Origin of the sequence: Paraburkholderia sp. BR14374 (assembly GCF_040948685.1) — a bacterium.
Taxonomy (GTDB): Bacteria; Pseudomonadota; Gammaproteobacteria; order Burkholderiales; family Burkholderiaceae; genus Paraburkholderia; species Paraburkholderia youngii.
This window is the reverse complement of the sequence record NZ_JBFPKF010000028.1, coordinates 1-25,065: the sequence shown is the minus strand read 5'-3', so window position 1 is coordinate 25,065 and position 25,065 is coordinate 1. Positions and strand designations below refer to the sequence as shown.

At 57.3% G+C, this 25,065-nt stretch carries 22 protein-coding genes; 9 read left to right on the top strand and 13 right to left on the bottom strand.

Features of this window, described 5'->3' with window-relative positions; genetic code table 11:
- Positions 1 to 6: 6 nt before the first annotated feature.
- From AB3X86_RS34515 to nodB, 11 genes are all read right to left on the bottom strand, one after another.
- Positions 7 to 1,158: an efflux RND transporter periplasmic adaptor subunit gene (locus tag AB3X86_RS34515; RefSeq protein WP_368587023.1), complete on the bottom strand. Its 1,152-nt coding sequence runs from the start codon at positions 1,156 to 1,158 to the stop codon at positions 7 to 9.
- A 94-nt stretch (positions 1,159 to 1,252) separates the two neighbouring features.
- Positions 1,253 to 2,845, bottom strand: coding sequence for an efflux transporter outer membrane subunit (locus tag AB3X86_RS34510; protein WP_368587022.1), 1,593 nt, complete (start codon positions 2,843 to 2,845; stop codon positions 1,253 to 1,255).
- Positions 2,846 to 3,062: 217 nt separating this feature from the next.
- The gene (gene cysC / locus AB3X86_RS34505) at positions 3,063 to 3,659 is read right to left on the bottom strand and encodes an adenylyl-sulfate kinase (RefSeq protein ID WP_368599423.1); all 597 of its coding nucleotides are present in this window, start codon (positions 3,657 to 3,659) and stop codon (positions 3,063 to 3,065) included.
- A gap of 180 nt (positions 3,660 to 3,839) precedes the next feature.
- Complete coding sequence (gene nodU / locus AB3X86_RS34500; protein WP_176112459.1) at positions 3,840 to 5,588, bottom strand: nodulation protein NodU; 1,749 nt, start codon at positions 5,586 to 5,588, stop codon at positions 3,840 to 3,842.
- A 13-nt stretch (positions 5,589 to 5,601) separates the two neighbouring features.
- Positions 5,602 to 6,237, bottom strand: a complete 636-nt coding sequence (gene nodS / locus AB3X86_RS34495) for a nodulation methyltransferase NodS (RefSeq protein WP_368599422.1) — start codon at positions 6,235 to 6,237, stop codon at positions 5,602 to 5,604.
- A gap of 80 nt (positions 6,238 to 6,317) precedes the next feature.
- On the bottom strand, positions 6,318 to 6,908 hold the full coding sequence (locus AB3X86_RS34490; protein ID WP_176112457.1) for a NodA family N-acyltransferase: 591 nt from the start codon (positions 6,906 to 6,908) through the stop codon (positions 6,318 to 6,320).
- 222 nt (positions 6,909 to 7,130) lie between these two features.
- A complete protein-coding gene (locus AB3X86_RS34485; RefSeq protein WP_281375199.1) occupies positions 7,131 to 7,871 on the bottom strand; it encodes a sulfotransferase in 741 nt (246 codons plus the stop codon).
- A gap of 102 nt (positions 7,872 to 7,973) precedes the next feature.
- Positions 7,974 to 8,762: an ABC transporter permease gene (locus AB3X86_RS34480; protein WP_176112455.1), complete on the bottom strand. Its 789-nt coding sequence runs from the start codon at positions 8,760 to 8,762 to the stop codon at positions 7,974 to 7,976.
- Between the two features lie 2 nt (positions 8,763 to 8,764).
- Entirely contained in the window at positions 8,765 to 9,685 is a 921-nt protein-coding gene (nodI, locus tag AB3X86_RS34475; protein WP_368599429.1) for a nodulation factor ABC transporter ATP-binding protein NodI, read from the bottom strand.
- 49 nt (positions 9,686 to 9,734) lie between these two features.
- Entirely contained in the window at positions 9,735 to 11,078 is a 1,344-nt protein-coding gene (gene nodC, locus AB3X86_RS34470; protein WP_368599421.1) for a chitooligosaccharide synthase NodC, read from the bottom strand.
- 433 nt (positions 11,079 to 11,511) lie between these two features.
- Positions 11,512 to 12,189 carry a chitooligosaccharide deacetylase NodB gene (nodB, locus tag AB3X86_RS34465; RefSeq protein ID WP_368599420.1) on the bottom strand — a complete coding sequence of 226 codons (678 nt, stop codon included), beginning with the start codon at positions 12,187 to 12,189 and terminating at the stop codon, positions 11,512 to 11,514.
- Positions 12,190 to 12,415: 226 nt separating this feature from the next.
- On the opposite strand from nodB, the gene AB3X86_RS34460 reads away from it, so the two are divergent.
- A complete protein-coding gene (locus AB3X86_RS34460) occupies positions 12,416 to 13,324 on the top strand; it encodes a LysR family transcriptional regulator (protein ID WP_368599419.1) in 909 nt (302 codons plus the stop codon).
- On the opposite strand, the gene AB3X86_RS34455 is transcribed toward AB3X86_RS34460, so the two are convergent.
- Positions 13,321 to 14,640 carry an acetyl-CoA carboxylase biotin carboxylase subunit family protein gene (locus AB3X86_RS34455; protein ID WP_368599418.1) on the bottom strand — a complete coding sequence of 440 codons (1,320 nt, stop codon included), beginning with the start codon at positions 14,638 to 14,640 and terminating at the stop codon, positions 13,321 to 13,323. The genes AB3X86_RS34460 and AB3X86_RS34455 overlap by 4 nt on opposite strands.
- A gap of 629 nt (positions 14,641 to 15,269) precedes the next feature.
- A complete protein-coding gene (locus AB3X86_RS34450; RefSeq protein ID WP_368599417.1) occupies positions 15,270 to 15,983 on the bottom strand; it encodes a hypothetical protein in 714 nt (237 codons plus the stop codon).
- A 655-nt stretch (positions 15,984 to 16,638) separates the two neighbouring features.
- Here AB3X86_RS34450 and AB3X86_RS34445 point away from each other — a divergent pair.
- From AB3X86_RS34445 to AB3X86_RS34410, 8 genes are all read left to right on the top strand, one after another.
- Positions 16,639 to 17,571: a LysR family transcriptional regulator gene (locus AB3X86_RS34445; RefSeq protein ID WP_368599416.1), complete on the top strand. Its 933-nt coding sequence runs from the start codon at positions 16,639 to 16,641 to the stop codon at positions 17,569 to 17,571.
- 730 nt (positions 17,572 to 18,301) lie between these two features.
- Positions 18,302 to 19,945, top strand: coding sequence for a nif-specific transcriptional activator NifA (nifA, locus tag AB3X86_RS34440; protein ID WP_368599415.1), 1,644 nt, complete (start codon positions 18,302 to 18,304; stop codon positions 19,943 to 19,945).
- Positions 19,946 to 20,216: 271 nt separating this feature from the next.
- Positions 20,217 to 21,710 (top strand): nitrogenase iron-molybdenum cofactor biosynthesis protein NifE, encoded by a 1,494-nt coding sequence (gene nifE / locus AB3X86_RS34435; protein WP_368599414.1) that lies wholly within the window; start codon positions 20,217 to 20,219, stop codon positions 21,708 to 21,710.
- Positions 21,711 to 21,731: 21 nt separating this feature from the next.
- Positions 21,732 to 23,093, top strand: coding sequence for a nitrogenase iron-molybdenum cofactor biosynthesis protein NifN (gene nifN, locus AB3X86_RS34430; RefSeq protein WP_368599413.1), 1,362 nt, complete (start codon positions 21,732 to 21,734; stop codon positions 23,091 to 23,093).
- 51 nt (positions 23,094 to 23,144) lie between these two features.
- Positions 23,145 to 23,558, top strand: coding sequence for a nitrogen fixation protein NifX (gene nifX, locus AB3X86_RS34425; RefSeq protein WP_368593713.1), 414 nt, complete (start codon positions 23,145 to 23,147; stop codon positions 23,556 to 23,558).
- A gap of 73 nt (positions 23,559 to 23,631) precedes the next feature.
- On the top strand, positions 23,632 to 23,850 hold the full coding sequence (locus tag AB3X86_RS34420) for a CCE_0567 family metalloprotein (RefSeq protein ID WP_026228605.1): 219 nt from the start codon (positions 23,632 to 23,634) through the stop codon (positions 23,848 to 23,850).
- Positions 23,847 to 24,149 (top strand): ferredoxin III, nif-specific, encoded by a 303-nt coding sequence (fdxB, locus tag AB3X86_RS34415; RefSeq protein WP_368593712.1) that lies wholly within the window; start codon positions 23,847 to 23,849, stop codon positions 24,147 to 24,149. Before AB3X86_RS34420 ends, fdxB begins: the two co-directional genes overlap by 4 nt.
- Positions 24,150 to 24,165: 16 nt before the next feature.
- Positions 24,166 to 24,735, top strand: a complete 570-nt coding sequence (locus AB3X86_RS34410; RefSeq protein WP_018435008.1) for a nitrogen fixation protein NifQ — start codon at positions 24,166 to 24,168, stop codon at positions 24,733 to 24,735.
- Positions 24,736 to 25,065 lie beyond the last annotated feature (330 nt).

Below are 25,065 nucleotides of genomic sequence, written 5' to 3'. Positions count from 1 at the left end.
GAACTCTTATTGTTCTTGGGGCGTCGGAGCAGGACTGTCTGCCGGCAACACGCGATTGTCGATTACGAGCGGTGTGCCGTTCTTCAGCTTGAGTTGGCCGCTCGTCACCACTAGTGCGCCTTCGTCTAAGCCCTTCAGGATCGCAACCTGATCGCCGCGCGTGGGTCCTGGCGTTACGAAGATCTGTTGCGCAACGGGCATCGTTTTGCCGCGTGCGTCCTTATGCTCGCCCGGTTTGATGACGAAAACTGTTGCCCCGTAGGGATTGTAAGTGATTGCCGTTTGCGGCAGTGTCAGGTAACGCTGCTCGTGACCAACATCGACTTTTACGCTAGCGTACATCCCCGGCAACAGCTTGCGCTCGCGGTTGTCGAGGGCCGCTTCGACCTCCACGTTGCGCGTCGTGCTGTCGAGGCGCGGGTTGATAGCGCGGATCTTGCCCACGAAGCCGCGGCTCACGAATGCACTTGTAGCTACGGCGACGCTCTGTCCCACCTGCAGTTGACCGAGTTCCTGCTGGGGCAGGTGAAAGTCGACGTAGATGGGGTCAATAGCTTGCAACGTAACGATGGCGTCGCCCGGATTGACGTACTGGCCTGGATTGACTGTCGTGATGCCCACGCGTCCCGCGAAAGGCGCGCGAATCGTTTTTTTCTCGACTAGTGCGGCCTGCTGTTCGACTTGTGCTCGTTTGCTTCTCAGGTCGGCGGCATCAGCATCCACTTGCGCCCTGGCAATCGCCTGAATGTCGTACTGTGCCGTGTCGCGGTTATAGACGGTTTGCGAGAGTTCGGCGGCAGCTCTTAGCGAGGCGAGCTGCGCGCGGTCCGAGCGGTCGTTCAGACGCACGAGCACCTGTCCAGCCTTGACTTCCTCGCCGGACTTGAATGCGATCTCGCGAACGAGTCCAGCCACTTCAGTCGTCACGTCGACACCGCGCACGGCACGCAGGCTGCCCACAGCGGCAAGCTGTGGCTGCCATATCTGATAGCTCACGACGGCGGACGTGACGGTAGCAGCCGGCACCGCATTGTGTGCCATGAATTTCCGGATCATATGCGCCTTGTACAGGTTGAAACCGATCAGCGCGCCAAGCAGAACGCCCATGCAGATCAGCATGGTGATCATCCGTTTTGCTGTTGGTTTATTTGTCGTCATCGTCGTGTCCTTGCACGGCAAACTGATATGGAACAGATCCCTTTGGACGCGCAGCATTGGAAACCATGCGGGGCGCGGCAAGCAGAAAGAGGGTTCACTGCGGGTTGATATCGGAGTCCGCCTGTCCTGTCTGGATCCTGGCCGCGTCGCTCCACCAGCCGCCACCCAGTGCTTCGAACAATGCGGCCGTGTCTGCGTAGCGTGCAGCGCGCGCCTGGGTGAGATTGACGATGGTCTGCTGGTATTGACGCTGCGCATCGAGCAGAGCTAGATAACTGACACCGCCGGCACGAAACTGGCCACGCGTCAGCTCGAGCGAGCTGCTGGCTGCACGCCACGCTTCGGTTTGCGCGGCGAGTGCGGCTGCATCGTGATCGAGTGCGCGGAGCGTATCCGCGACATCTTCGAATGCAAGCAGTATCGTTTGCCTGTATTGCCCGTTGGCCTCATCGTAGGCGGCTTCCGCCGCGCGCTTTTTAGCGCTCAGTTGGCCTCCGTTAAAGATCGGCTGCGTGAGCCCCGCGCCGATGTTCCAGATCATGTCCGCGTACTTCAGCATGCCCGCTGGCGTTAATGATTGCGGGCCGTAGTTTGCGGACAGCGTAAGCTGCGGATACATGTTCGCGGTTGCGACGCCGACCTGGGCGCTCGCCTGACGCAGCAGGGCTTCCGCAGCCAGGATGTCCGGACGTTGACGGACGAGCGACGAAGGGAGGGCGACGGGTAAGGTCTGCGGTAGGGTGAACATCGACAGCCTGAACTCGGGAACGCTGTTATCGCTAGGTGGTTTACCCGCGAGCACGGCAAGCTGATGTCGCGCCCGATCGAGAGACTGCCGCAGTGGCGGCAGGGTAGCGCGCGTTTGTGCGAGCAACGTTTCCTGCGAGAGCACAGCCACGCGACCCACCCCGCCGAACTCAAGTTGCTTACGCAATACACCGAGCTGAGTCTCCTCATCCGCGGCGATACGCTCGGTCGCGTCAATCTGCTCGCGGACGGAAGCTTCCCTGACCGCAGCGGTGACGATGTTCGCTGACAGCGCCAGGTATGTGCCCTGTAGCTGCAAATTCTGGAAGTCGACCTGCGCGCCCAGCGCCTCGAGTTCGTGGCGTGCAGCCCCGAAGAGATCCAGGTTGTAGGAAACGTTCACTGATGCGTTGTACAGACTTAGTATTCTGTTCAGGCTGGGCTGGCCTAGCGTCGTGCCATTGAGCTTTTCGCGAGTAGCATTGAGCTTCACATCGATGGCGGGATATAGATCGATCCCTGTTTGCGCACGCAGATTTTCGCTCGCCTGGCGCAGCGCCGCGCTGGCTGCAGCGATATTCGGGCTATTTGAGAGGGCCTCGCGTATCAGCGCGTCGAGGGGCTCGCAACGGTAAAGGGTCCACCATTGTGCAGGCAGCTCGCCGCCAGCCTTGAACTGCTGCGCAAGACCCGTCGCACCGGGCGACGAAACCGTGTGTTCGGGTAGGGCCTTCGGTGTATAGCTGTCGGTCGCGGGCGGCGCGGGAGTGCGATATTCGGGGCCGACTGTGCAGCCGGAAACTGAATAGACTAGTGAAAGCAAGACGGTGATCGATGCGGCACGGCCGAGAGGCCGATTTGCTGCCGGAAGCAACGCTGAGTCGCGCAACCGAGACCGCGATCGTCCGCGATAGCAATTGAGATTGCCGTAATCAATCATCTGTCTACCTTGGTCCGCGTGAGCGCAGTGCAATCAGATGGGTGGTTGAAGAAACTCACCTCCCTGGCACCGGGTTCGCTGGAAGGAGGGTATGCAACATGCGAGTGTCGACGTTTCGCCCGCTCCGACAATTGGCGTCGATCGAGCCGCTCGTCCGCCATGGACATCGGTTTATCGAGTCCAGTTTTGCGGCGTGCCCACACTCGTCTCGCTCCAACTAGCGGCTATTGAGCCATTTCACCACAAGGTCCGCGCCTTCATCGATGGACTTCGAACATGTGTCGATGAATACGTCCGGGAGCGTCGGCTGTTCATACGGCGAGTCGATGCCGGTGAAATGCTGTATGGCGCCAGTTCTCGCAAGCCGATACAGTCCCTTGGGATCGCGAGCTTCGGCTACGGCCAAACTAGCGTGAACGTGGATTTCGGCGAAACGGTGCCTACCCGCGGTAGATCTGGCGAGTTCCCGATCGCGACGGAACGGCGAAATGAGGCACACCAGCACTACGAGCCCCGCGTCAGCCATCAATTTTGCAATTTCGGCCACGCGCCGCACGTTCTCGTGGCGATCCGCATCCGCAAAGCCGAGATCCTTGCATAGACCGAGCCTGATAGAGTCTCCATCGAGAATGTAGGTGAGTTGGCCGGACGCATGCAGTAGTGCCTCGACCTTGTCGGCAATCGCCGACTTTCCAGCTGCCGACAGCCCTGTGAACCACAGGATGGCGGGCGTTTGCCGGAGCAATCGTCCTCTCGACTCCGGCTGAATCCGGAAGCCGTGCACATGACGATCTGAAACGGAGGTCTTCTTCATACTTGCCTACGATAGGGGGTGAAACCGCTGTTGGAAGCAAAGGCGTCCGCTCTGCATCGCGGCGTCGGAGCAGTGTGGTGGGCATCGGTATGGCAATATAGAAAATCTTGACACTGAGGGATGCTGCCGCTGTCTGTGCGGTTCGTCCGTGAAAGAAAGTCCCTGACGCACTCACTCAAGTCACGCCCCGAGCGGTGCGGCTACGGCCCGCTCAAACCGGCCGTCAGAACCTGGTTCGTCGATTGACGATGGCAGGCCAGTGCTACATGCCTTGCTCAATAAAAGACCGTCGCACCATACATGTTCGACACCTCCCCACTCGCAGGCTGAAGCAGCGTCCGGAAAGAAGCCACGTCCATGATAGTTGGCACTGGTGTTACATAGCAAAGGAACGCCAGTGAGTCTTTCGTATTCAATTAGGAGTTGCGCCACGGGATGCGCGGAAGTTCTTGCAATGGTTTGCAACCGCGCCGATCCGTCGAGATGCACTACGGCGGGGATCCTCTCCCGCCATTCCTCGCGCGTCTGATGATCGAACAGCATGTAGGGGTCTGGAGTACCGGGACAAAAGACGGCAATCGCCTGATCTTCAAGACATATTGGTGCTACCGGACGAAAATGCTCCCGATGCTTCACCGCGTTGAGGAAGTCCTTCATCGCAGGGGACGTCGCAGCAGCGAGAATGCTTCGAGCGCCCAACGCTCGGGGTCCCAGCTCTGCCCTGCCGGCTAGGAAGACGACGGGTTTATTTTCAGCGAGTACGCCGGCGAGTTGTGCAATGGAGCAAGGGGACGCTGTCCATCCGGGCGGCACGTCACCAGTTTTCACTGCTGGCCCGCTATAGATCGACCATTCCAACGGCAGGAAGCCTTTGTTCGCTGCCATCGAGCAGCAAGCGGCGCCAATCGCAGACCCACTATCGTTCGGAAAAGGCGGAATCCAGATTGCGTCAAAAAGACGACTCTCACGTAGTGCGCTGTTCCATTTGATGTTAAGACCGCATCCGCCAGAGATGCACAAGTTCCGCGGCTCGAAAATCGGATGGCGTGAGAGCGCTGCCTCCATTCCTTGAACCAGAAGACGCTCGAGGAATACGTGAAAGGAAGCAAGTATGTCTTCTTGAGGCTTGGCCTCCAATTGTGGAACGCATTCTTGGAAAAAGTCGCGTATAGCTGCGAGAGATCTTTCTGGTATGCGGACATTCTCGCGGTAGTCTTGCGCAAGTTCGGTGTCGCCGGCAAAGCGTTGCTCATAAAGCTCCCGAAAGACTGCAATGATGCCTTCGTCGACCGACCCGAGCGCGATGTATGCCATAAGCTTGCCGGCGACGCCCAGGTCCCAGTCAGCGCCGCTCGCCTTCTTATAGGGCCCGAAATGATGTCCAGCCGCCGCGTACATTTGGCCGATAACTGGGAACAGGCAATTGACGAGGCGTGCTTCGTCCGGTCGCACATAGTACAGTCTTGGGACCATGCCGCCATCCCAGACTAGGCAGTATGCAGGCTCCCCGCCTATCGCGAACGGACTGGTGCAGTACGCGGACGCGACATGGCCCGAAACATGAGGGTAGCTCTGATACGAATACGATTGTTCGGCGATTAACAGGCCGGTGCGTTCGAGCGGATGGAGGAGATCGTCGGCCCTGCGTTCGATATAGGGAGCACCTTTCAAGATCACAGGCGTACGGCCGCTGAGAGTGCGAAATTCCGACTCTATCTCGCCGTCCCAGCCATCAATTACAAACTGATCGATGTCATCGACACGCAGCCCGTGTTCGCTCAGCACTGTTGCAACTACGTCGAGATTCCCGATCTCCTGATATCGCGGGTTATTGTGCCGCTTCTCCTGTTCGATGCAAAAAAGGAGCTTTCCATCCTCCACAACAGCGATGGCTCCATCGTGTGTCAGTTTGATGCCGCAGATGCGCATAGTATCTCCCGCTCTAACGGAGGCAATTCGGTTGATTTGTAAAATCCATCGGGCTCCGGAAGCGCGCGAGCATGCAATCCTCATTGGACGACCGCCCGATGCACTGCACGCGCTCGACTTCGGTCAGCTCTTCCCGTAGCATTTCGAGCACCGTTTCCGCCCCGGCGATGTGGCCCCACCGCCGGCAATTGGCGTCAACAGCCGATCCGAATACCAACTGCCCGTTGGGCGCAAGCATGCGCGCCAAGCTCTGCACAGTGGCCCGTACCTCGGCGATGCTTCCGAGGTAATAAAGAACCTCCGCGACAACGATCAGATCGAACTTTTCCGGAGCCAAAAAGCGCTGGATGTCTGATACGATCCAAGTGATATTGGCCGATTCCATTAGCCGTGCGCGTGTTCGCGCAATCGCTTCTGGAACTATATCGATGACGGTGAGCCGTCGACAATGAGGCGCCAGCTTTTCCGTGAACGCCCCGCTCGCACATCCGACTTCGAGTGCATTTGTGACGATGCCCTCGGCAAGTGCCAATCGAAGCATTTGCCTGTGGCGCTCGAATTCGAACGGGTTACTGTCCAGCCGCCACGGATCGTTGGAGTTCAATTCGCGAAGCAGCAAGTCGAAATTCGCTACATGTGTCAAGTTCACATACCTCGATAGCGGTTTACTATAAGGACAATTGCATGGGGGCGTCGGCTCCACCGCCTTCTGTGGTGAAGCGCCAGCCTTCACAGCTCCGGACCATTGCGCTCGATTGCACTCCCCTCTGGCCACTGGCTCATCGGGCTACCAATCGGCATGATTACCGCAAGGACGTCTTCAGTGCGTGTCGGGGGCAAATCTAGACGAACGTCGGCCAGAGTTGACCGCACCCGCACGCCCGAGACGACCGTTCCCAATCCATGCCGACACAACCTCGCGATATGGTTCTTCAACTCATGGCGCACCGTGCCGAATGCGAATGGAACCCGAAGGCCCTGCAGTGCCGGATACATCGCGCGGATCGAATGGCTGATGCCGAGTCCTTCGAGATCCGGACGAACTCCGTAAAGTCCCAGTTCGGCTACAAGAACATCGACCGTGCCAACCTTGATGAACCGGCGCAGCGAGCCCATGTGAGCCGCCACCCCTTGCGAGTCGTAGGCAATCGCACGGAGTTCGGGCCGCGCACCAGCCCAACTCCGGCTGCCCTCGAAAGGTCTTGCGTTAAAAGATCCAGTTGGTCCATACGTTGCCCGAAAGAACTCGGACAATTCGATGTGGTCCGAGAGCCCTAGCTCATTTTCCCAATACAGTCTCCATTGCACAGTTGAAGCCATTTGAAGTTACCCTATAACAATATGTTCATACGCCACTCGCTGAACACTGAACCGGAACAGTGGGCCATACACATCGGAGTTCATCTGCTGCTCGGAACGCAAGAATTAGTTTAGCTAGGCTGCGGACCGCGAAACCCGAGTTTGCGAGTCGATAAAGCCAATGCTCTTCAAAAGCTAGACAATTGAAAGCTATCGGGGCAATCTTGATGTTTGGCGGGCCGATCAGCCCCCTTGAGCTTCGAAAAAGCTATCGTATCGACTGCCCTCGAAGTGACGCCTCAACTCTTCGAAGTTAAGTACCGTCTGCCGCAGCGATCGAACTTCCTGACGTCTAAGAGATGTGTTTTCAGAGCAAGGGTGATTCGAGATGCCGAGAAAGGCTGAGACCGCCTTCAGACTTGGGGCCGGATCGTCCCGAAGAGTTTCATAGTTGATAGTGAGCACGCTCGACGGTGAAAACGAGCTCAGAATTAAGTGGTGGAAATCGTCCGCGGCCTTAAAGTAAGCCTCACAGTCTTCGATTTTCAATATGACTTGCGGAGGCGGACGTGAGTCGTCGTTGTCCGGACCGTATTTTAGCCACTGACCGCTTTGTCTTGCTTGCACCAAAGAACGAAACGATTCCAACGTGTTTCGTCGAATCACGAGCAGTACCTTCAAACGTGGCCACGCGGCCAGCGTCTCGAAAAACCCGGGACGTTCGTTAAACTGAGGCTGGTTGATCTTGCAACCGACGTGTGTCAAATGCGGATTCCCGGTCATGGTCGGATGGTGCAGATAGGCTAGCTCGAGCAGTTCGCGATCGCTACGCAAAAGCCGGGCGCGACCGGGCCAGATTGGGTCATACGGATTGAGCAACTCACCATTACTTGACACGTTCGGATGGGCATTCAGCAATTCTTCCAAGTAGTGAGTGCCGGTCCTCGGCATCCCCACGATCACAAATGGCTCAGTTGTCTGCATGGGGTATGTCATGGCGTTAATCTAACGGGTTGAAAGAGGGTGTGAGCGCTGCGCAGATAGTCCGTTGCGAAGTTCGTGGGCTCGGATTGATTGCCAAAATGGTCACGACATTAGGCGGCGGCGAAGTAGAACCGCCGATAAAAAGAACGGCAGTACTGCGTAGACGCAAAGCGCAGCCACATGAAGGCTGATACTAGCGACAGGCCGTGCCAGCATCGCTGGGCGGATCAGCTCAACGGAATGTGTCAGCGGAAGGAATCTCGCAATTTGCCGAAGAGCACCGGGGAGATGACCGATCGGGAAGACGACGCCGCTCAGGAACAACATGGGCGTCAGAACAAGGGTTTGGTAAAAAATGAAATAGTCGTAACTGGGCGCGATGGCGACGAGCACCATAGCCACACTCGCGAAGGCGAGTCCAGTGAGAACGACGACGGGCATGACATAGATGATACTCGACAGCGCCGCATAGCCTAGGATCGCAGCAACCACCATCACCGCAGCGCCGGCAAGAAGGGCTTTTGTGGCTGCCCATGAAAGTTCACCTAGAACGACGTCGCCAATCGTGAGTTGAGTGCATAACACCGCTTCCCACATGCGCTGAGTATGCATTCGCGAGAAGGCCGCATAAATCGTCTCAAAGGTGGCAGAAGTCATTGCGCTCGTCGCAACCATTCCAGCGGCCAAGAACGCGATGTATGACGTGCCGTCGACGCGGCCTATCATTATTCCCACACCTAGGCCAAGACCAAACAGGTACATCATCGGATCCGCAAGGTTCCCGAGGAGCGACACAAGCGCAGATTTCCTCCATGCAAGGTAGTTGCGGTGCCATACTGTGTGCCAGTTCAGCGCGTTGCCGGGCAGAGTTATCATGAATACATCACGCATCACTAATCCTTCATTTCGCGGCCGGTTAGCCGCAAAAACACGTCTTCCAGGTTGGCGGGGCGTTGAAGAATGCGCAGACCCGCATGCCCCCGCAACTGCAAACGCACCTGCTCAGGATCAGCGGCATAGCAAAACAATGCTTCGCCGCTCACTTCGGTTCGCTGTGTGTGGGGCTCGAGTAACGGCCGCAGTTCATGTGAATTGCCGCCATATATCTCAATCACTTGGCTCCCAATCTGCTCTTCGATCAGCGCACTAGGAGTACCTTCGACGATGCTGCGCCCTTCGTCAATCACACAGAGACGGTTGCACAGTCGCTCCGCTTCTTCCATGAAATGAGTGGTGAGAAGAATTGTTTTGCCGCGCGCGAGTAGCAAGCGCAGGCGTTCCCAGATGAGGTGGCGCGCATGCGGATCAAGGCCCGTCGCGGGCTCGTCCATTACAAGTAGTTGGGGGTCGTTGATGAGCGCGCGAGCGAGCGTCAGACGCCGTTTCATGCCGCCTGATAATTCGATAACGCGCGCATCAGCCTTGCTTTCCAGGCGCGCGAATTCGAGCAAAGAGGGAATCACAACCGAGATCTCACCTGCGCTCATGCCAAAGTAGCTCCCGAATATCTCTAGGTTCTCGCGCACTGTGAACCCGGGTTCAAGATTATCGAATTGCGGAACGACGCCAATTCGTGCACGTGCCCGTCGCGCGCGTCCAGGCACAGGCTCTCCGAGGACTGTGATCGTACCCGCGTCAGGTAGCGCCATCCCGAGGACCATCCGCGCGGTCGTGCTCTTGCCTGCGCCGTTAGGCCCCAAAAGGCCGAAACACTCGCCCGGCTCTACGTGGAAGGACAGTCCATTGACAGCGAGCTTCCCGCCGTAGGACTTGTTGACACCTGTAAACGTGATTGCTGCAGTTGGCATTGACATGGAAATCCAAATGGTTGTTCTCTTCAGGAAGATCTCGTGACGAACACGATCATCTGTTTCGGAAAACGTCATCAGATTCCGTTAATGCCTGCTCATCCCAGTGTCGACGGTGCTTGTCACGCTGAGCCCCGCCATTTGTGGATATAGTGGTGTCCGTTTCAGTGTCGTGCCCCGGCGGGTCGACGTGTGCGCTACAACCGCCGGCGGCTACGCCGCGGGACAGCCAGTTGCTGTTGCTGAGTGTACACAAGGCGTACGCCTTAACAGGTAGTAGGAACAGTAGGTTGACCAGCGTGTGCGCGGAGAACCCAAGAAATCGAAGCTCACGAGAGCGCATAGCTGCCACGGAGCAGCGGAGCATACTCATTGACGCAATCACGAAGCACGCCTTCCATGGGGCCGTCTCTGTCAATGCGATCTGTAAAAATCCGGAGAGCATTGCGATCGCGAGCAATAGGGAGCCTGCATTCTGCGCAATGACGTCCAGCGTAAGATACCGATCTAGGCGGGGTAAAAGGCGTAGCGCCAACAGCGTGTCGCGATATGTGCTTCGCGCCCAGCGCAATTGTTGGCGAAGATACGGCCCGAGTCTGTCTGGAACGACGGTCGAAGCGATCGCATTTGGAACGTACTCTGTTCGGTAGCCCGCGGCCAGCATGAGAATTGTTAGATGACGATCTTCCCCAAAATCGCTTCGCTTTCCCCGGAACATCTGTGTCTCGTACTGGTCGAGCAGCAAGAGAAGCGCGGAGCGGCGATATATCGCGCACGGCCCGCAGCAGCACATCACGGCGCCGAACCGGGCCTGAGCTGTGCGCTCCTCGTTACACGCGAGCCAGTATTCCATATCAATCAGACGGGTCAACCACGTATCGTTGCGATTGCTGGCGGTCAATTGACCCATGGCGGCGCCGACCTCTGCATCGCTCATTGTCAGTATGAGTTGGCTTATAACGTCCGGCGCCAAGGTCGTGTCGGAATCGACGTTGAGTATGAGTTCTGCGGATGAAGCCCGTATTGCGGCGATCTGGGCCTTGCGTTTTCCCACATTTTGGGGAAGAAGAACAAAATTGAATCTTGGATCGTGCTCGTAGTCGCGATAAACGGGTTCCAACGCATCGCGGTTGGCGGATCCGTCATCGACCACGTGGATTTTCAAAGCCCCTGAGTATTCCTGCGTTGCGATAGAGGCGAGACACGCGCGCAGAGTATCGGGGTTTTCGTTGAAGCACGGAACGATGACGTCGACGTCGGGAAGAAAATTCGTGGCAGATTGGTTGCATTGCTCAGCTGGAGCGGGTAGGGTATGTAGAATCTGCGCTGTCTTATAAACGGCAGAAAGAAGTGCGTACAATAAAACGGAGGTCGTATTGATGGCGGCAGGAATGTTCATCGAGGTCAGTTTGCTAAGTGGTGTCAAAAAACGATGTGATTACAGGCCTGCTAGGATCCGTCAATACGCCTGCTTGGCTTGATCACATCGACGACAGACCCTGCGTGAAACTGCGATACCGTAGACAGGAAGAGTTGACTGGGTGCTGTCGTGTACCGCCTTTTTGTTGATGCAATCGTATTAATCTGTCGCTTTCAACCGACTAATAACCTCCTTCAATGCGTTCCATGGTATCGAGGTGGGCAACAACACCTCCATCGGCGGACACGGAAAGTTATATCAGTGGATCCTTTTTCACGGGTCAGTTTTTCCTGACATCTTCATTTGATTGTCCGCCAGAATCGTGCAAGATCTCTCGATGTGACTATAGGGAACCGTTTGCAATGAGTGGCTAGCCAATAGTCCAAGCAGGCTAGTGGTTACAGATGTGTGCTCATTCGGCCAGTGTTTTGGATCGACGATCAGGAAGTCGACTAATCACGAACCTGCGCGCCTTCAATGCAGGAATTAGACGCGAGAGAGCCTCGGTCGTTTGTCTGCGGGATGTCGTGTGAACATCGGAGTTCGACTCTCCGGGGGGGCTTCCATCATGCAACAGCACAATCGAGCCTGGCCGGACTGATGCCATCACCGCATCAACAATCACATTGACACCCGGTTGAGACCAATCCCGCGGGTCTACTGACCAGTGAAGCGCGATCAATCCAGCCTTCCCCGTTTCCCCGATTGCGTCTTTCGTCCAGATTCCGTATGGCGCCCGGAAATACGTCACTTTTGCCGCAGGACACGTCTCCTTGATAAGCACATCCGCCTCCCATATTTCACGGCGAACGATGTCCGGCTCACATTTCGAAAGGTCTGGATGTGTCATGGTGTGGTTAGCGAGTTCATGACCTTCTGCGGCGATCCGTTTGATCAGTTCTGGATACTCCGCTGCGTATGCGCCGATGACACAGAAAGTTGCCGCCGCTTGCTCATATGCCAATATGTCAAGTATTTTCGGCGTCCATACTGGATGAGGTCCGTCATCAAATGTAAGGTAAACCTTAGGGCGAAGATCGGCACAATCACTGTCGCTGCGCACTTCTGTCAAATAGTCTGGGTGGTTCACAGCCTTTCCATCGCGTCGGACGCATGCCTTGTATCGTTCGATCTGCCGATAGGTTCGATCGCCAACTGCGGATCACTATGCGGGATTTTGCGGATCAATCAGTACTACGACAGACGGGCTGCGACGTTCCCTATTCAATTTGAATAGTCGCAACTTTGCGTTATCGCAAATAATTTGTACAATCGATTGTTTCGATATGTCTCATCCATAAGGCGGATACCGGAACATGCGATTCAAAGGCCTTGATCTGAATCTTCTCGTCGCGCTGGATGCGCTGATGACGCAGCGCAACTTGACGGCTGCGGCGCAAAGCGTCAATCTGAGCCAGCCTGCCATGAGCGCCGCCGTCGCTCGACTACGCGATTATTTCGGCGACGACCTGTTTGTATTGAGAGGTCGTGAGTTCGTCCCCACTGCGCGAGCGACGGAGCTCGCTGGACCTGTTCGGGAAGCCTTATCGCACATCCAGCTTTCGATCATCTCGCGGGACGTGTTTCGACCGGACAAGTCGAATCGCCGCTTCAGGGTGTGCCTGTCCGACTTTATGACGCTGGTCTATTTTCAGAATGTCATTGAGCGTGTATCGCGCGAGGCTCCTTCGGTTGGTTTCGAATTGCTTTTCCCTGATGACGACCCGGGTGAGCTGCTTCGGCGTGGGGACGCCGATTTTTTGATCCTGCCGGAGCTGTTGTTGGCTGATGCTCATCCTAAAGCACCGCTCTTTGAGGAGAAGCTCGTGTGTGTAGGCTGTCCGACGAACAAACAGTTGTCCCGCCGCCTGCCACTCGAGAAGTATATGTCGATGGGACACGTAACAGTGAGGTTTGGGCGTGCACGGAGACCTTCGATCGAGGAGTTCTTCTTACTCGATCTAGGTCTCAAGAGGCGCGAAGAGGTTATCGTGCCTACCTTCGACTTGATCCCGCGAGTCCTGCTTCATACTAACCGTATCGCTACGATTCCTCTGAGGTTGGCAAAGTATTTCGCAGAAGTCGCCCCGCTGCGGATCGTCGACGTCCCATTGCCACTTTCCTGTTTCACTGAAGCGATCCAATGGCCTTCCCTGCATAACGGTGATCCTGCGAGCATCTGGATGCGTGAGCTCCTGCTGGAGGAGGCGCGAAACTACGTCTAGCAAGGCAGAAGCGGCGGGGAATGCCTTCCGGGATGAACCATTGGAGCCGCTGGCTCCGCAGTGAAGGGGGGCGCGGCAATCTCGGCGAGCGTGTATTGGAAATTGTCTAATGTCGTGTGAATTGCTGTGGCGATTTCGTGCCCCGATGCAGCGCGGTAGCGGAAGCGCGCGAGGAGGGTGGCGTAGCCGCCGGTGCCGTCGAAGAAATGATGTGGCTTGGGGAAAACCGCATCGTAAAGCGCGGGGATCTCTCGTAGCAATTTTGCATCGACGAATACTTTGCCCACTGGCTCCGGCAACATGAGGAATCCACCGCGGGCGGACGATGCCGACGCGTCTAGCGCTGCTTGCACCTGAGTGGCTAACCGCGCCCTGTCACCTGACTGCTGCGCGGCCCAGAGGGCGAACAGGTCAACACCGTACAGATCGTGAAAGAGGAATGGGATTTCTCCTTCGCCGACGCGGGCACCAACCTTAAGGAAATACAATCCATCGCAGCCCCGGACTATCTCAAGATGGAATGGCCCATTTCTGAAATCCAGGGCGCGCAGACATTTTACGGAGAATGCGGTCAGCGCCTCATTTAGAGGACCTGGGTCGAGCATCACCGAGCCGAGTGGTTTACCTTGAGCGAACTGGACATAAGTGTTGATGTAGCGAGACGCGCGCGCGATAACCAATGTGCCATTCAGAAGGAAGCCGTCAACGTGATAAACCGGACCGTCGATGTACTCCTCGCAATCGTACTCGGCAAGCGGTAGTGTCGGCCACAGTGCATCGAGCTCAGGACGGGTCTCGATGCGCCGTGACCCTATGTTCGCCGTACCTGATCGCGGTTTCACGATTATCGGAAAACGCATCACAGTGGTAGTCGCCGCCTTGGCAACGATCAGATCTTCCAGGGCTGCAAACCGCGGTACACGCAGGCCAGCTGCGGCGATAGTATTCTTCGTAACGGCCCTATTTCGAAAGCGCACGACTGTCTCGGGAAGGTCGCCGGAGATATTGAACGAATTGCGCAGTCGCGCGGCCGCTAAAAGGTCGAATTCGGATAAGGCGACTAGCCTGTCGATACCGCCGAGCGCTGAACTACAGGCGCGCACGGCCGCATGCAGCGCTTCTTCATCGAGGATGTCAGATAGCTGTTCGACGTGTGCAATGCGAGAGGTGTCAAGCGCGGCGACACTGTTGGGCGTGCAGACGTATGCGATCTTGTTCGCCGCATGATCAATGTAGCGCTGATAGGCGGCGAAGCCGTCGGACCACCGGTTAAGCACGACTATGCGGTTACCCTTAGCAGGATGATTGGCTTTCATGTGGAAGCAACTTGTTCAGATATTTTTTTTCGGCTTGATCAAATTTGAGCGCACAGAGCCGTTTTGGCGATGTCCGGCCCCGGCGTCGGGGCGATCTGCGGCGGTGAGCCGGACATGTCTGGTAGGGGTTTAAGAGAGCAGTCAGTCTCGCGATAGTGGAGGGCGGGTGGGCGTGGGAGCTTCGTCTCCTTTGAGGCCGGATTGTGGCGCACACTCGCCACTTCGGCGCCGCCGGCGAAGTCCGCTGATATGGATTTGACGAACCGTACGATGGTCAGGCACGTCGCATCGCCACGTTCGCATTGCCGGAGCTGCGTGGATTTGGATTGCAAATATGGCCGCGTATCATCAGTTTCGACAACAAGATCGACTTGTTCAGTTTAACCAGTGGGTATATGTGCCCATTTCGCTGCTGCCCGGCAATCTCCGCGAGCGCTGAACTGTCCACGGTGACTCGCCTGTGCATGGGAAGACGCCGAGCGCAGCGCCCACCACCGCGAAGGACGCAACAGACGCTCGCAGTCGAAGGGTCGCGGCACGCGCAAATGCAAGGGCGGCGATACCTTGACGAGCTGTGGCGGCGAAAACTGCGGTACCGGATGACGCAGGCGCAACCAAGATGACGGCGGTCATGTGGCTGCTTCCCGCGACGTTATGCTTTCCGTCCGGGGCACGGTCGTCACACGCAACTCATCGAAATATTCGTGGATCAGGCCGACGAAGTTGCGGAGATACATTTCCGCGCTCTCAATGCTGCCCCAGCCGCCTATTGCCCGCTGAAGGGCAATCCAAATGATGTCATAGTGCTTGTGCGATTCTGCGTACTGAATGTGGTCGAGCGAACCTTTAACGTGATCGTGGCCGAACGCCCGCGCGGCGGCTTCTGTAATGCTCTTGCTGTAGCGATTGGTATACCATTCGAGCAGCCAGTTCCAGACCATCGTCGGTAGCGGACCGTTGCGACCAATGCTCAGATAGAGGTAGCCGATCAGTTTGTCGGTGCTGTGGAGGGGGGCAATCCGGTCGACGTCATTGGCAGATACGCCGAATTTCTTAAGGTCGTGGAGGAATTTCCCCTCATGCCCGTATCCTTCTGCCAAGTATTGCGCGAGGATCTGTGCGAGCGTGTTGTCCTTGGAGCCGATTTTGTAGAGTGCGAACGCGTCGACCTCGTTATTGAGTCGGATTCGCAATACAGTTTCTACGAGGTGGCGGCGATAGTACTCACTGTCGATCCAATCGCCACGGTGGAACGCTGCGGTTTCGGGCGAAGTTGCGAACATCTGCTCCACAGCTTGTTGAGCAACTTGCTCAAAATAAATGCGATCGTTGGCTGTACTCATGTGACCTCCGGTTAGAAATTGATAAAGGCAAAGAAACGAGCGAACCGGGCTGCTATAAACGCGTCGAGGAGATCAGCCGGGCACCTTGACGCGTTCCTGCGGGAAACTTCGATGCGTACATCAGGCTCGCGGGAGTCCCGCGAGCTTCTAGACTCGAACCGCGACTGGGTGGTCGTGCGATGAGAGGGCAGCACTGTCAAACATTCTTGGGCATTTTTTTCGGCTGGCATAGCGAGAGAGGGTTCGTGCAACCTGCTGAACGCAACGCTTCAACCTATTGTTTGCTAATTGCAGTTAAGTGGACGTATCCGGGCTCAGATAGGCCGGCGTGCCTAGAACTCCTCATCGAGGAGCGCCATGACGTGGGCACGAGATGACTGGAGGCCACAACGTCAAGCTGTGCTTTTCTGCAGTATCGCTCCTTCACTGGACGGAGCATTGGCCAGTTCGGTGGCGGCTGTTCGATCAGGTACACGGCGAAGCTCGAAGGGCCGGGTGCGCCAGCGACTCGGGTATTCCCCGCAGTGCGTATTCGGCGTGTTTTTCGTGCAACTTTCTTCGCATCCATGTTCCCTGACTCGTGACGGTAGGATATTAACCGCAGGGGTATGCGTGGTATAAGCTGATAATCTTTATGTCTGCATGAGGGAAATTGATGATTCGCGATCTCGACAGCACGCTGCTGCGTACATTCGTGACGGTTGTAGAAGCCGGTAGCGTGAGCAATGCTGCGATGGCTCTCCATCGGACACAGGCTGCTGTCAGCATGGCCCTTCGGCGGCTCGAAGATGAGGTTGGCCAACGCTTGCTCGAACGTTCACCGCGCGGCGTAAAGCCGACCAACGCGGGCAACGTGCTACTGCCATATGCGCACAAGCTCCTCGACATTGGCCTCGCGGCTCGCGCCGCCCTGACTGAGGGCGACGTTTCTGGCACGGTGAGGGTCGGCATTCCGGAAGACATCGCAATGAGCCACCTTCGCCATGCATTGCGGCAGTTCTCGGCTCTCTATCCGGACGTAGCGCTGGAGATTGTTGTCGATGCGAGCCCGGCGTTATCGCAGCGGCTCGCAAGCAACACACTAGATTTCGCGATCGGCGACCCTGCGCTGATTCACTCGGAGCCGATAGTTACATGGCGGCATCCGCTTCGCTGGGCAGCCGCACGTACCCGGAACACGGACCTTGGCGAGGGCCCGCTTCCGATTGTTGCATTCGGGGGCGCATGCCGGTGGCAGGAGATTTTTTTCGCGACGTTACTCGACGCCGGCATCGCGTGGCGTGTTGCGTGTACGAGCACAAGCCTGTCGGCGGTGCAGTCGGCCGTTGAGGCAGGACTCGGTATTGCAGTGCTGCTCGACTGGCACGTGCGCCGCGACACCATGCACGCGATCGATCCGCAAGCTGTCGGGTTGCCGATGCCGCCAGTGGCGGAATTCGGTCTGTTCACTCAAGAGAACTGGAACGACCGAACATCCGCAGCTACCGCACTTCAACGGTTCCTCTTTCGCTCGCTGCAGCTGAGCTCGGCAGAGCACGGAATATTCACGGCAGAGCAGCCGGCGATGCCAGCGCGTGGTCAGGTTTAGGTGACGTCGCGCCGTGGCTGCGTCGAAGAGATGATATTTCGGCGCGTCAAAACGGTTGCTGGCGGGTATTTTCGATGGACAGCCCCGACGCTGACGCGGGCAGGCAGCGTTGCTTTGGGAATTCAGGAGCCCACTGAGTGACGTTTGACTTATGTCGTCGAGAAACATCGGGCCTCGATGCGGAATGACACAGGTGTCGACCGTTTGCAGGCGTGTAACGTTGCATTGGATCGCGCGCTAAAAAAGAAACGACGAACAACTGGGCGGATGCACTCGAACAAGCTGCTGAACAGCTCTCACAGCATTTTGGAAGGACTCGCGCGGAGTTGCGTCTGTGTCGTGCAATGCAACCTGAGCTGCCATTTGAGGCCTATGGCACTTACGATTTAAATTTCATATAACGAAACCGCTTCTGCCTTCCTTCAACGCTGGCAGCGTTCGACCGAGACTAGGAACCTCGACTGACTGTGCGGGTTGCCGTTGACCCGAATTTGTCGTGAAACCTACGTCTTTTTTGGTTAGTATGCTAGCCGCGAACGGAGGGGCATCGTTGCCTCTGTTTGCAGCTTCCCGACGCCATTGCTGCGATTTTGTCATTTTTGTCGAGTTTGGCGATGCCTGAGCACAGCGGCATCCCGAATTCGGCTGCCACCAACGCGACTATGGCTCTGCCGTTGTGCCGAGCCGTCTCCGTCACTGCGTTGGCGAGTTGTCGCTGGAGCCCGAATCTATGTCGCATTCTCTTATCAACGAGAGCCCTCCCGATTTCGATGTAGTGGCCGAAGTGCTAAAAACGCTGGCCTCATCCCGTAATGCGGAGCACGCGTTGAAGAGGTCGCTGTGGTTTCTGTCGCGTGCGAGAGGCTGGCGGTCCGCGTTCATCGCCGTCGAGCAGCCGGATGGAAAGCTAGGCGGCCTGTGTAGCACGGGACTGTCAGACGACTGGCGAGAAGGTATGCGTTTTCCCTCCGGTGAAGGGATCGTAGGGCAGATACAGGAAAGCGAGTCCGCCGTGGTTGTGTCTGAGTTGGATGGTGACCCAATGTTCGACGACCGCACGGGGGCTGTTCGTGTTTCCAATGCCGAGCGTGTCGCTCTACTTGGGACACCGATCCGGCACGAAGGACGGCCGCTCGGGGTGCTCGTAGCACTTTGTGAGAATCCGGGCGGGAAGCGTGCTTTCGCAGACGATCTCCAACTTTTGGAAGTTGTTGCTGCGCCAATGGGCAGGGCACTTCTGCTTGAGCGTGAGGCGAATCCGAACCGCAAAAGCGTGCAGGAGGAGATTAGTCGCCGACGGAACGCGGCCCCTCCTATTCAAGTCGAATGGGCAATCGGCCGATCTGCGTCGATGCAGCACGTATTCTCGCAGGTCCATCAGGTCGCACCTGCGAGAACGACGGTGCTCTTGCGCGGCGAGAGCGGCACCGGCAAGGAGTTGATCGCGCGTGCAATCTATCGTTTGTCCCCGCGCAAGGACCAGCCATTCGTCTCGGTGAATTGTGCGGCACTCACGGAAACACTGCTGGAAAGCGAGCTGTTTGGCCACGAGAAGGGGGCGTTCACGGGCGCGCAAACTCAGCGGAAGGGGCGCTTCGAATTGGCGCACGGCGGAACACTTTTCCTCGACGAGATAGGTGATATATCGCCGTCGTTCCAAGCGAAACTCCTGCGCGTTCTGCAGGAGCGGGAGTTCGAGCGGGTAGGAGGGACAACGCCCGTGAGAGTTGACGTGAGGCTCATCGTTGCAACTAATCGCAGTCTGGAACAAATGGTGAGAGAGGGCGAATTCCGAGCGGATCTTTACTACCGCATCAACGTGGTGAGCATCGTGTTGCCGCCGCTGCGCGAGCGCCGGGAAGACATCCCCGAGATGGCGCAATACTTCCTTAGCCGCTTTAATCGTGAGAACGGTCGCGCTCTGCATTTCAACGAGGAAGCGTTGCGCGTGCTGTCGAGTTGTTACTGGCCCGGAAATGTGCGCGAGCTCGAAAACTGCATTGAGCGGACTGCGACAATGGCGCATCATGACACGATTGGTCGTTCTTCGTTTCTCTGCGAGATCGACCGGTGCCTCACGAAGGTGTTGCATCATGTGGAGCGAGAAGACGCAGTACGTCCGGCACGCTCGTCGGACGTTACAGTCAGTAACGCGCTGAACGTTCCCGCGAAATTCGGCGCCCCGGAGCGCGATGCCCGCGGTCTCGGCATGCACTCTGGTGAGCACATCCCTGAGGACGAGCGTGAGCGGCTGCTCTGGGCCATGGAGCGCTGCGGTTGGGTGCAGGCAAAGGCGGCACGCCTGCTCGGCATTACGGCGCGGCAGATCGGCTATGCACTGCGCAAGCACGGAATCAAACTACGCCGCTTCTAAGAAAGCGAAGCTTGAGGTCACGCCCTGGGCGGCTCCGATATTTCGTCTGCTCGGTATGCAAAGCGACGCGCGTGGAACACAGCACGCGCATGGTCTGAAAGAAGGTCGATAAGTATGTTGTGTCGCAATCCGTTCAACTCCGACAAAGCACTGGTTTAAGTTGACGCTGTTACTACAGTGCCCGATACCGCACGCTGCGGATGCCTGCGGGTTCGCGCGGTGGTATGGAACTTGCAATTAGTTGTGGACCTCATATTGTCAGGATTCGCCAATGTGGTTCAAGGCTAGGACTGCAGATATTTTCGACGAACCCGGTTGCGCGAAGAATAGGGCGAAAAGTGAGACGGAGCGCAGACAAGGCTGCGCCAAGCAACTTCCGCCAGGAGCGACTGCTGGGGGTTGTGCATTCGATGGAGCTCGGATTGCACTTCAGCCCGTGGTTGACGTAGCGCACCTTGTGCACGGGCCGATTGCGTGCGAGGGCAACTCGTGGGATAACCGTCCTGCGGCATCCTCCGGGTCGATGCTCTATCGGACCGCGTTCACGACTGATCTAAGTGAGATCGATGTAATCTATGGCGGCGAGAGACGGCTGTTCAGAAGTATTCGCGAGATTATCCAAAAATATGATCCCCCTGCCGTGTTTGTCTATCAGACGTGCGTCACCGCGCTGATCGGTGACAACATAGAGGCAGTGTGTAAGCAAGCGTCAAAGAAATTCGGCAAAGCTGTGATACCGGTCAACGCGCCCGGTTTCGCCGGGTCGAAAAACTTCGGCAATAAACTCGGCGGGGAGGCGATTTTCGATCATGTAATCGGCTCGCGTGAGCCCGCTCACACAACGCCGTTCGACATCAATATCATCGGCGAATACAACCTCTCGGGGGAGTTGTGGCAGACGAAGCCGCTCTTCGACGCGCTGGGTATCCGTATCTTGGCTTGCATCTCTGGTGATGCTCGCTACAGTGACATCGCGAGCGCTCACCGCGCGAAGGTAAATATGGTGGTGTGCTCAAAGTCGATGATTAACATTGCCACAAAGATGCAGCGGCAATATGACATTCCCTATTTCGAGGGCTCTTTCTACGGAATCGGCGATGTGAGCGATGCGTTGCGCCAAGTCGCCAAGCTGCTGGTGCAAAGGGGTGCGCCCGACGATCTGATCAAACGCGCCGATCGCTTGATTGAAGCAGAAGAGGAGCGCGCGTGGGCGCGCATTGCGCCATACCGGGCGCGCCTCGATGGAAAGCGCGTGCTGCTGATTACAGGCGGTGTGAAATCCTGGTCGCTTGTTGCGGCGTTGCAAGAGATGGGGCTCGAGATCGTTGGCACCAGTGTGAAGAAAAGCACCGAGAAAGACAAGGAAAGGATCAAGGAGATCATGGGCGATGACGCGCGCATAGTCGACAATATGACGGCAAGCGAAATGTACGGCATGCTCCGCGAGTCGCAGGCCGACATCATGCTGTCCGGCGGGCGCTCGCAGTTTGTCGCGCTAAAGGCGCGAGTGCCTTGGCTTGATGTCAATCAGGAACGCCATCATCCATATGCCGGGTATGAGGGAATCGTCGAGCTGGTGCACGAGATTGACCGCGCAATCAGCAACCCGGTCTGGCAGCAGGTGCGCATTCCAGCTCCGTGGGACGACAAAGGCGAAGGGCTCTGTGGCGAGCGAATGGAGTTCTCAGAGCGCATGACAGAACAGTCGCCGCGTGCAAGCGCGCGGGATTGCCCGAAGGGCCTTCGACCCAGCGTCGCGGCCTGAGCATAGCGGAGTGCGGACACAATGGCAAACGTCGTCGAACTAGGGAAAGCCTGTACGGTCAACCCGCTAAAAATGAGCCAGCCGCTTGGCGCGAGTTATGCCGCCATGGGACTCGATGCGTGCATGCCGGTGATGCACGGTTCGCAGGGCTGCACGTCGTTCGGCCTCGTCCTGTTGGTGCGCCATTTCAAGGAGGCTATCCCGTTGCAGACCACTGCAATGAATGAGGTCACTACCATTCTGGGCGGATTTGAAAACGTCGAAACGGCGCTACTGAACATCTGCAAGCGCGCGGCGCCGAAAATCATCGTGCTTTGCTCGACAGGGCTGACTGAGGCCAACGGGGAAGATGTCGCCGGTCATCTCGCGATGGTGCGCAAACGCAAGCCAGAGTTGAGCAATACCGAACTCGTGTACGTATCGACGCCAGACTACATTGGCGCATTCGAGGACGGCTACAGGCGCGCCATCGTTGCAATCGTGAAGGCGCTTGTCGAGCCGCTGCCAACCGTGCAGCGACAGGTCAACGTGCTGCCCGGCAGTCATCTGTCACCCAGTGATATCGACGAGTTGCGAGAGATCATTGAGGCATTCGGGTTAGTTCCGATCATATTGCCAGACGTCTCCGGTTCGCTCGATGGCCACATTGCTCCCGACTGGCGCGGGACCACGCTGGGCGGAACTTCTCTCGACCAGATACGCGCCGCAGGTGCGTCGACATTCACCATCGGCGTGGGCGAGCAAACGCGCGACGGTGCGCAGGCACTGGAGACTATCGCAGGCATCCCGTTCGAAATTTTTGAGCGGCTCACAGGGCTCGAACCGAACGACCGGCTCTTGCATCGCCTTGCGCGATTGTCAGACCGGGAGGTCCCGATCAAATACCAGAGGCAGCGCAGCCAACTGCTGGATGCAATGCTCGACAGCCATTTTTACATAGGTGGCGTTAAGGTGGCCTTGGGCGCAGAACCGGATTTGCTGCTTGCAATCGGTTCGCTGTTGCACGAAATCGGCGCCGAGTTGCCAGTCTGCGTCAGCACGACTACATCGGCGTCGCATGCGCTACTGCCGGCGAGCGAGGTCGTGCTCGGTGACCTTGAGGACATGGAACGAGGCGCGGCGGATTGCGACCTGCTTATTACGCATTCGCACGGCCGGCAGATGGCCGCGCGTCTCGGCAAGCCTCTGTTGCGCATAGGCTTCCCCGTATTCGACCGGGTCGGCAATGCCCATCGATGCCAGGTCGGCTATCGCGGAACGATGAACCTCGTCTTCGAACTCGCGAATCTATTAATCGATCGAGTTACGCACCACCGCCCGGCCGACTGGGCTCTGCCGCAGTCGTCGCTCGACCTCGCTGCGCCAGTCGCTAACGCGGAGTAAGGAATTCCGGTCGTCGCGACCATTGCATGCTAATCATGAGGGAACCATTACATGAAAATCGCATTTGCCACGCAGGACAAACTGCATGTCGACGCGCACTTTGGCTGGGCGAAAAGCATTGTTATCTTCGATGTGACGGCGGAGGGGTACGCGTTCGTGGAAGCCTTCGATTTTGGCGGCAAGTTAGAGGAGGACGGCGACGAAGATAAGCTTGCACCGAAGCTGGACGCGATCCGCGGTTGCGCGATCCTATACGTTGCCGCAATCGGTGGTTCAGGAGCGGCGCGCGTCGTAGCGCTGAAGGTGCATCCAGTCAAGGTGCCACAGCTGGAGCCAATTGAGGACATCCTTATCAAGCTTAGGGATGTCCTGAAAGGTACGCCACCGCCGTGGTTGCGCAAGGCGCTAACCAGAAATGTGCGCTCATTCGACTTTGCCGAGGATGACGAGGTATCTCATGGCTAAAGCCACTGTTGACAAGACCGCCACTTTGCGGACAGCGACAACTGAGGCGCGTCCTTTTACCACCGGAGGGGGCATGAGTGACCCGAATGAACTGAAGGTGCGCCTGAAGACACTCAATACACGGGCCATTCAGGCCAAGATGGATCTCCACGACCTTTCGGAGGATCTTCCGACTAGGTGGGAAGAGATATTGACGGTTGCGCAGCTCTGTCACGAAGCTCACGCCGCGCTGATGGACGCGCGCAAGGCCGCGGCAGCGGCTCTCGACGAAGCGCCTGGGAGCCGGAGATGAGCGAGATTTTTTGCGTAAAGCTACCTAGCGGGGAGATGTGGACGCCTACCTTTGTCTCCGCCCTTGATGATGAGAAGTGTATCGGCTGCGGACGATGCTTCCGGTCGTGTTCTCGTGGGGTCCTGCAGCTCGTCGGTGTAGACGAGGGGGGCGACCTTACCCCGGTAGGCGAGGATGACGACGACGAGTACGAAAAGAAGGTTATGACTATTGCGCGCCGGGAGTTGTGTATCGGTTGCACGGCATGCGCGAGGATATGCCCAAAAAAGTGCTACACGCACGCGGTGGCCATGGTCTGAACCACAAAGGACGGTGATGGACTTCTACACGACGTTGATGCGTCACGCTGTGGACAGCAACGATTCCACGGTTCTTGCCCTCGCAGGGGTACTCTCGGCGGCGTTCGGCCAAGCCGGCGTGCACACACTGCCCATCCGCGGGTTGAATCTGGATGAAACCCACTGGCTGCTCGCGCATTGGTTTCCCGGCGTCGACAGCGCCCTTTTCTTGCAACTGGCCGCCTCGCCTGCAGCGTGGCGCCAGCGATCGTGCGACGACGAGGTCGGAGACCTCGCAAACCTGTTGAAGGCACATGCTGATCCGCTCGCAGGCACGACGATTGAAATCCATTGCGTTTCGCATGCGCTCGCCTGCGCCTGTGCGGGGCACAAACACCTGTGGCAGGAGCTGCGCCTTCGCTCGCGTAGCGAATTGCCGGTGCTGTTGGGCTATTGGTTTCCGCGGCTGGCGCAAAAAAACGTTCACGGTATGAAGTGGAAGAAATTCCTCTACAAGCAACTGTGCGAGCGTGAGGCGTTGCTTGTCTGCAAGTCTTCAAACTGCGCGGAGTGTGGCGATTTCGCGGATTGCTTCGGACCAGATTGATGGTCTGGCTACCGACGATACGTGGCCATGCGGGGCCTTGGCATATTCGCCGTGACGGTGAGCTACAAATGCTCAGGAGATATTTTAACGATTGCCAGCTGATTGCGTTCAGCGCGGATCAAGGTGTTAAGCGTGGATGTCATCATGTCTTCCTATGCGTCATCGCCTCCGGGTTTCTCGTCGCACACGACTCTACCGAGGCTGCTGTCACTGACCGGCATATTCGAGCCATTCCGGGATCGGCGTAATCGAGCCACCGGATGATCGCCGCAATCGAGCCAGTGCATGATCGGCGCAATCGGGCCACTCGATGATCGGCGTATTGGAGCC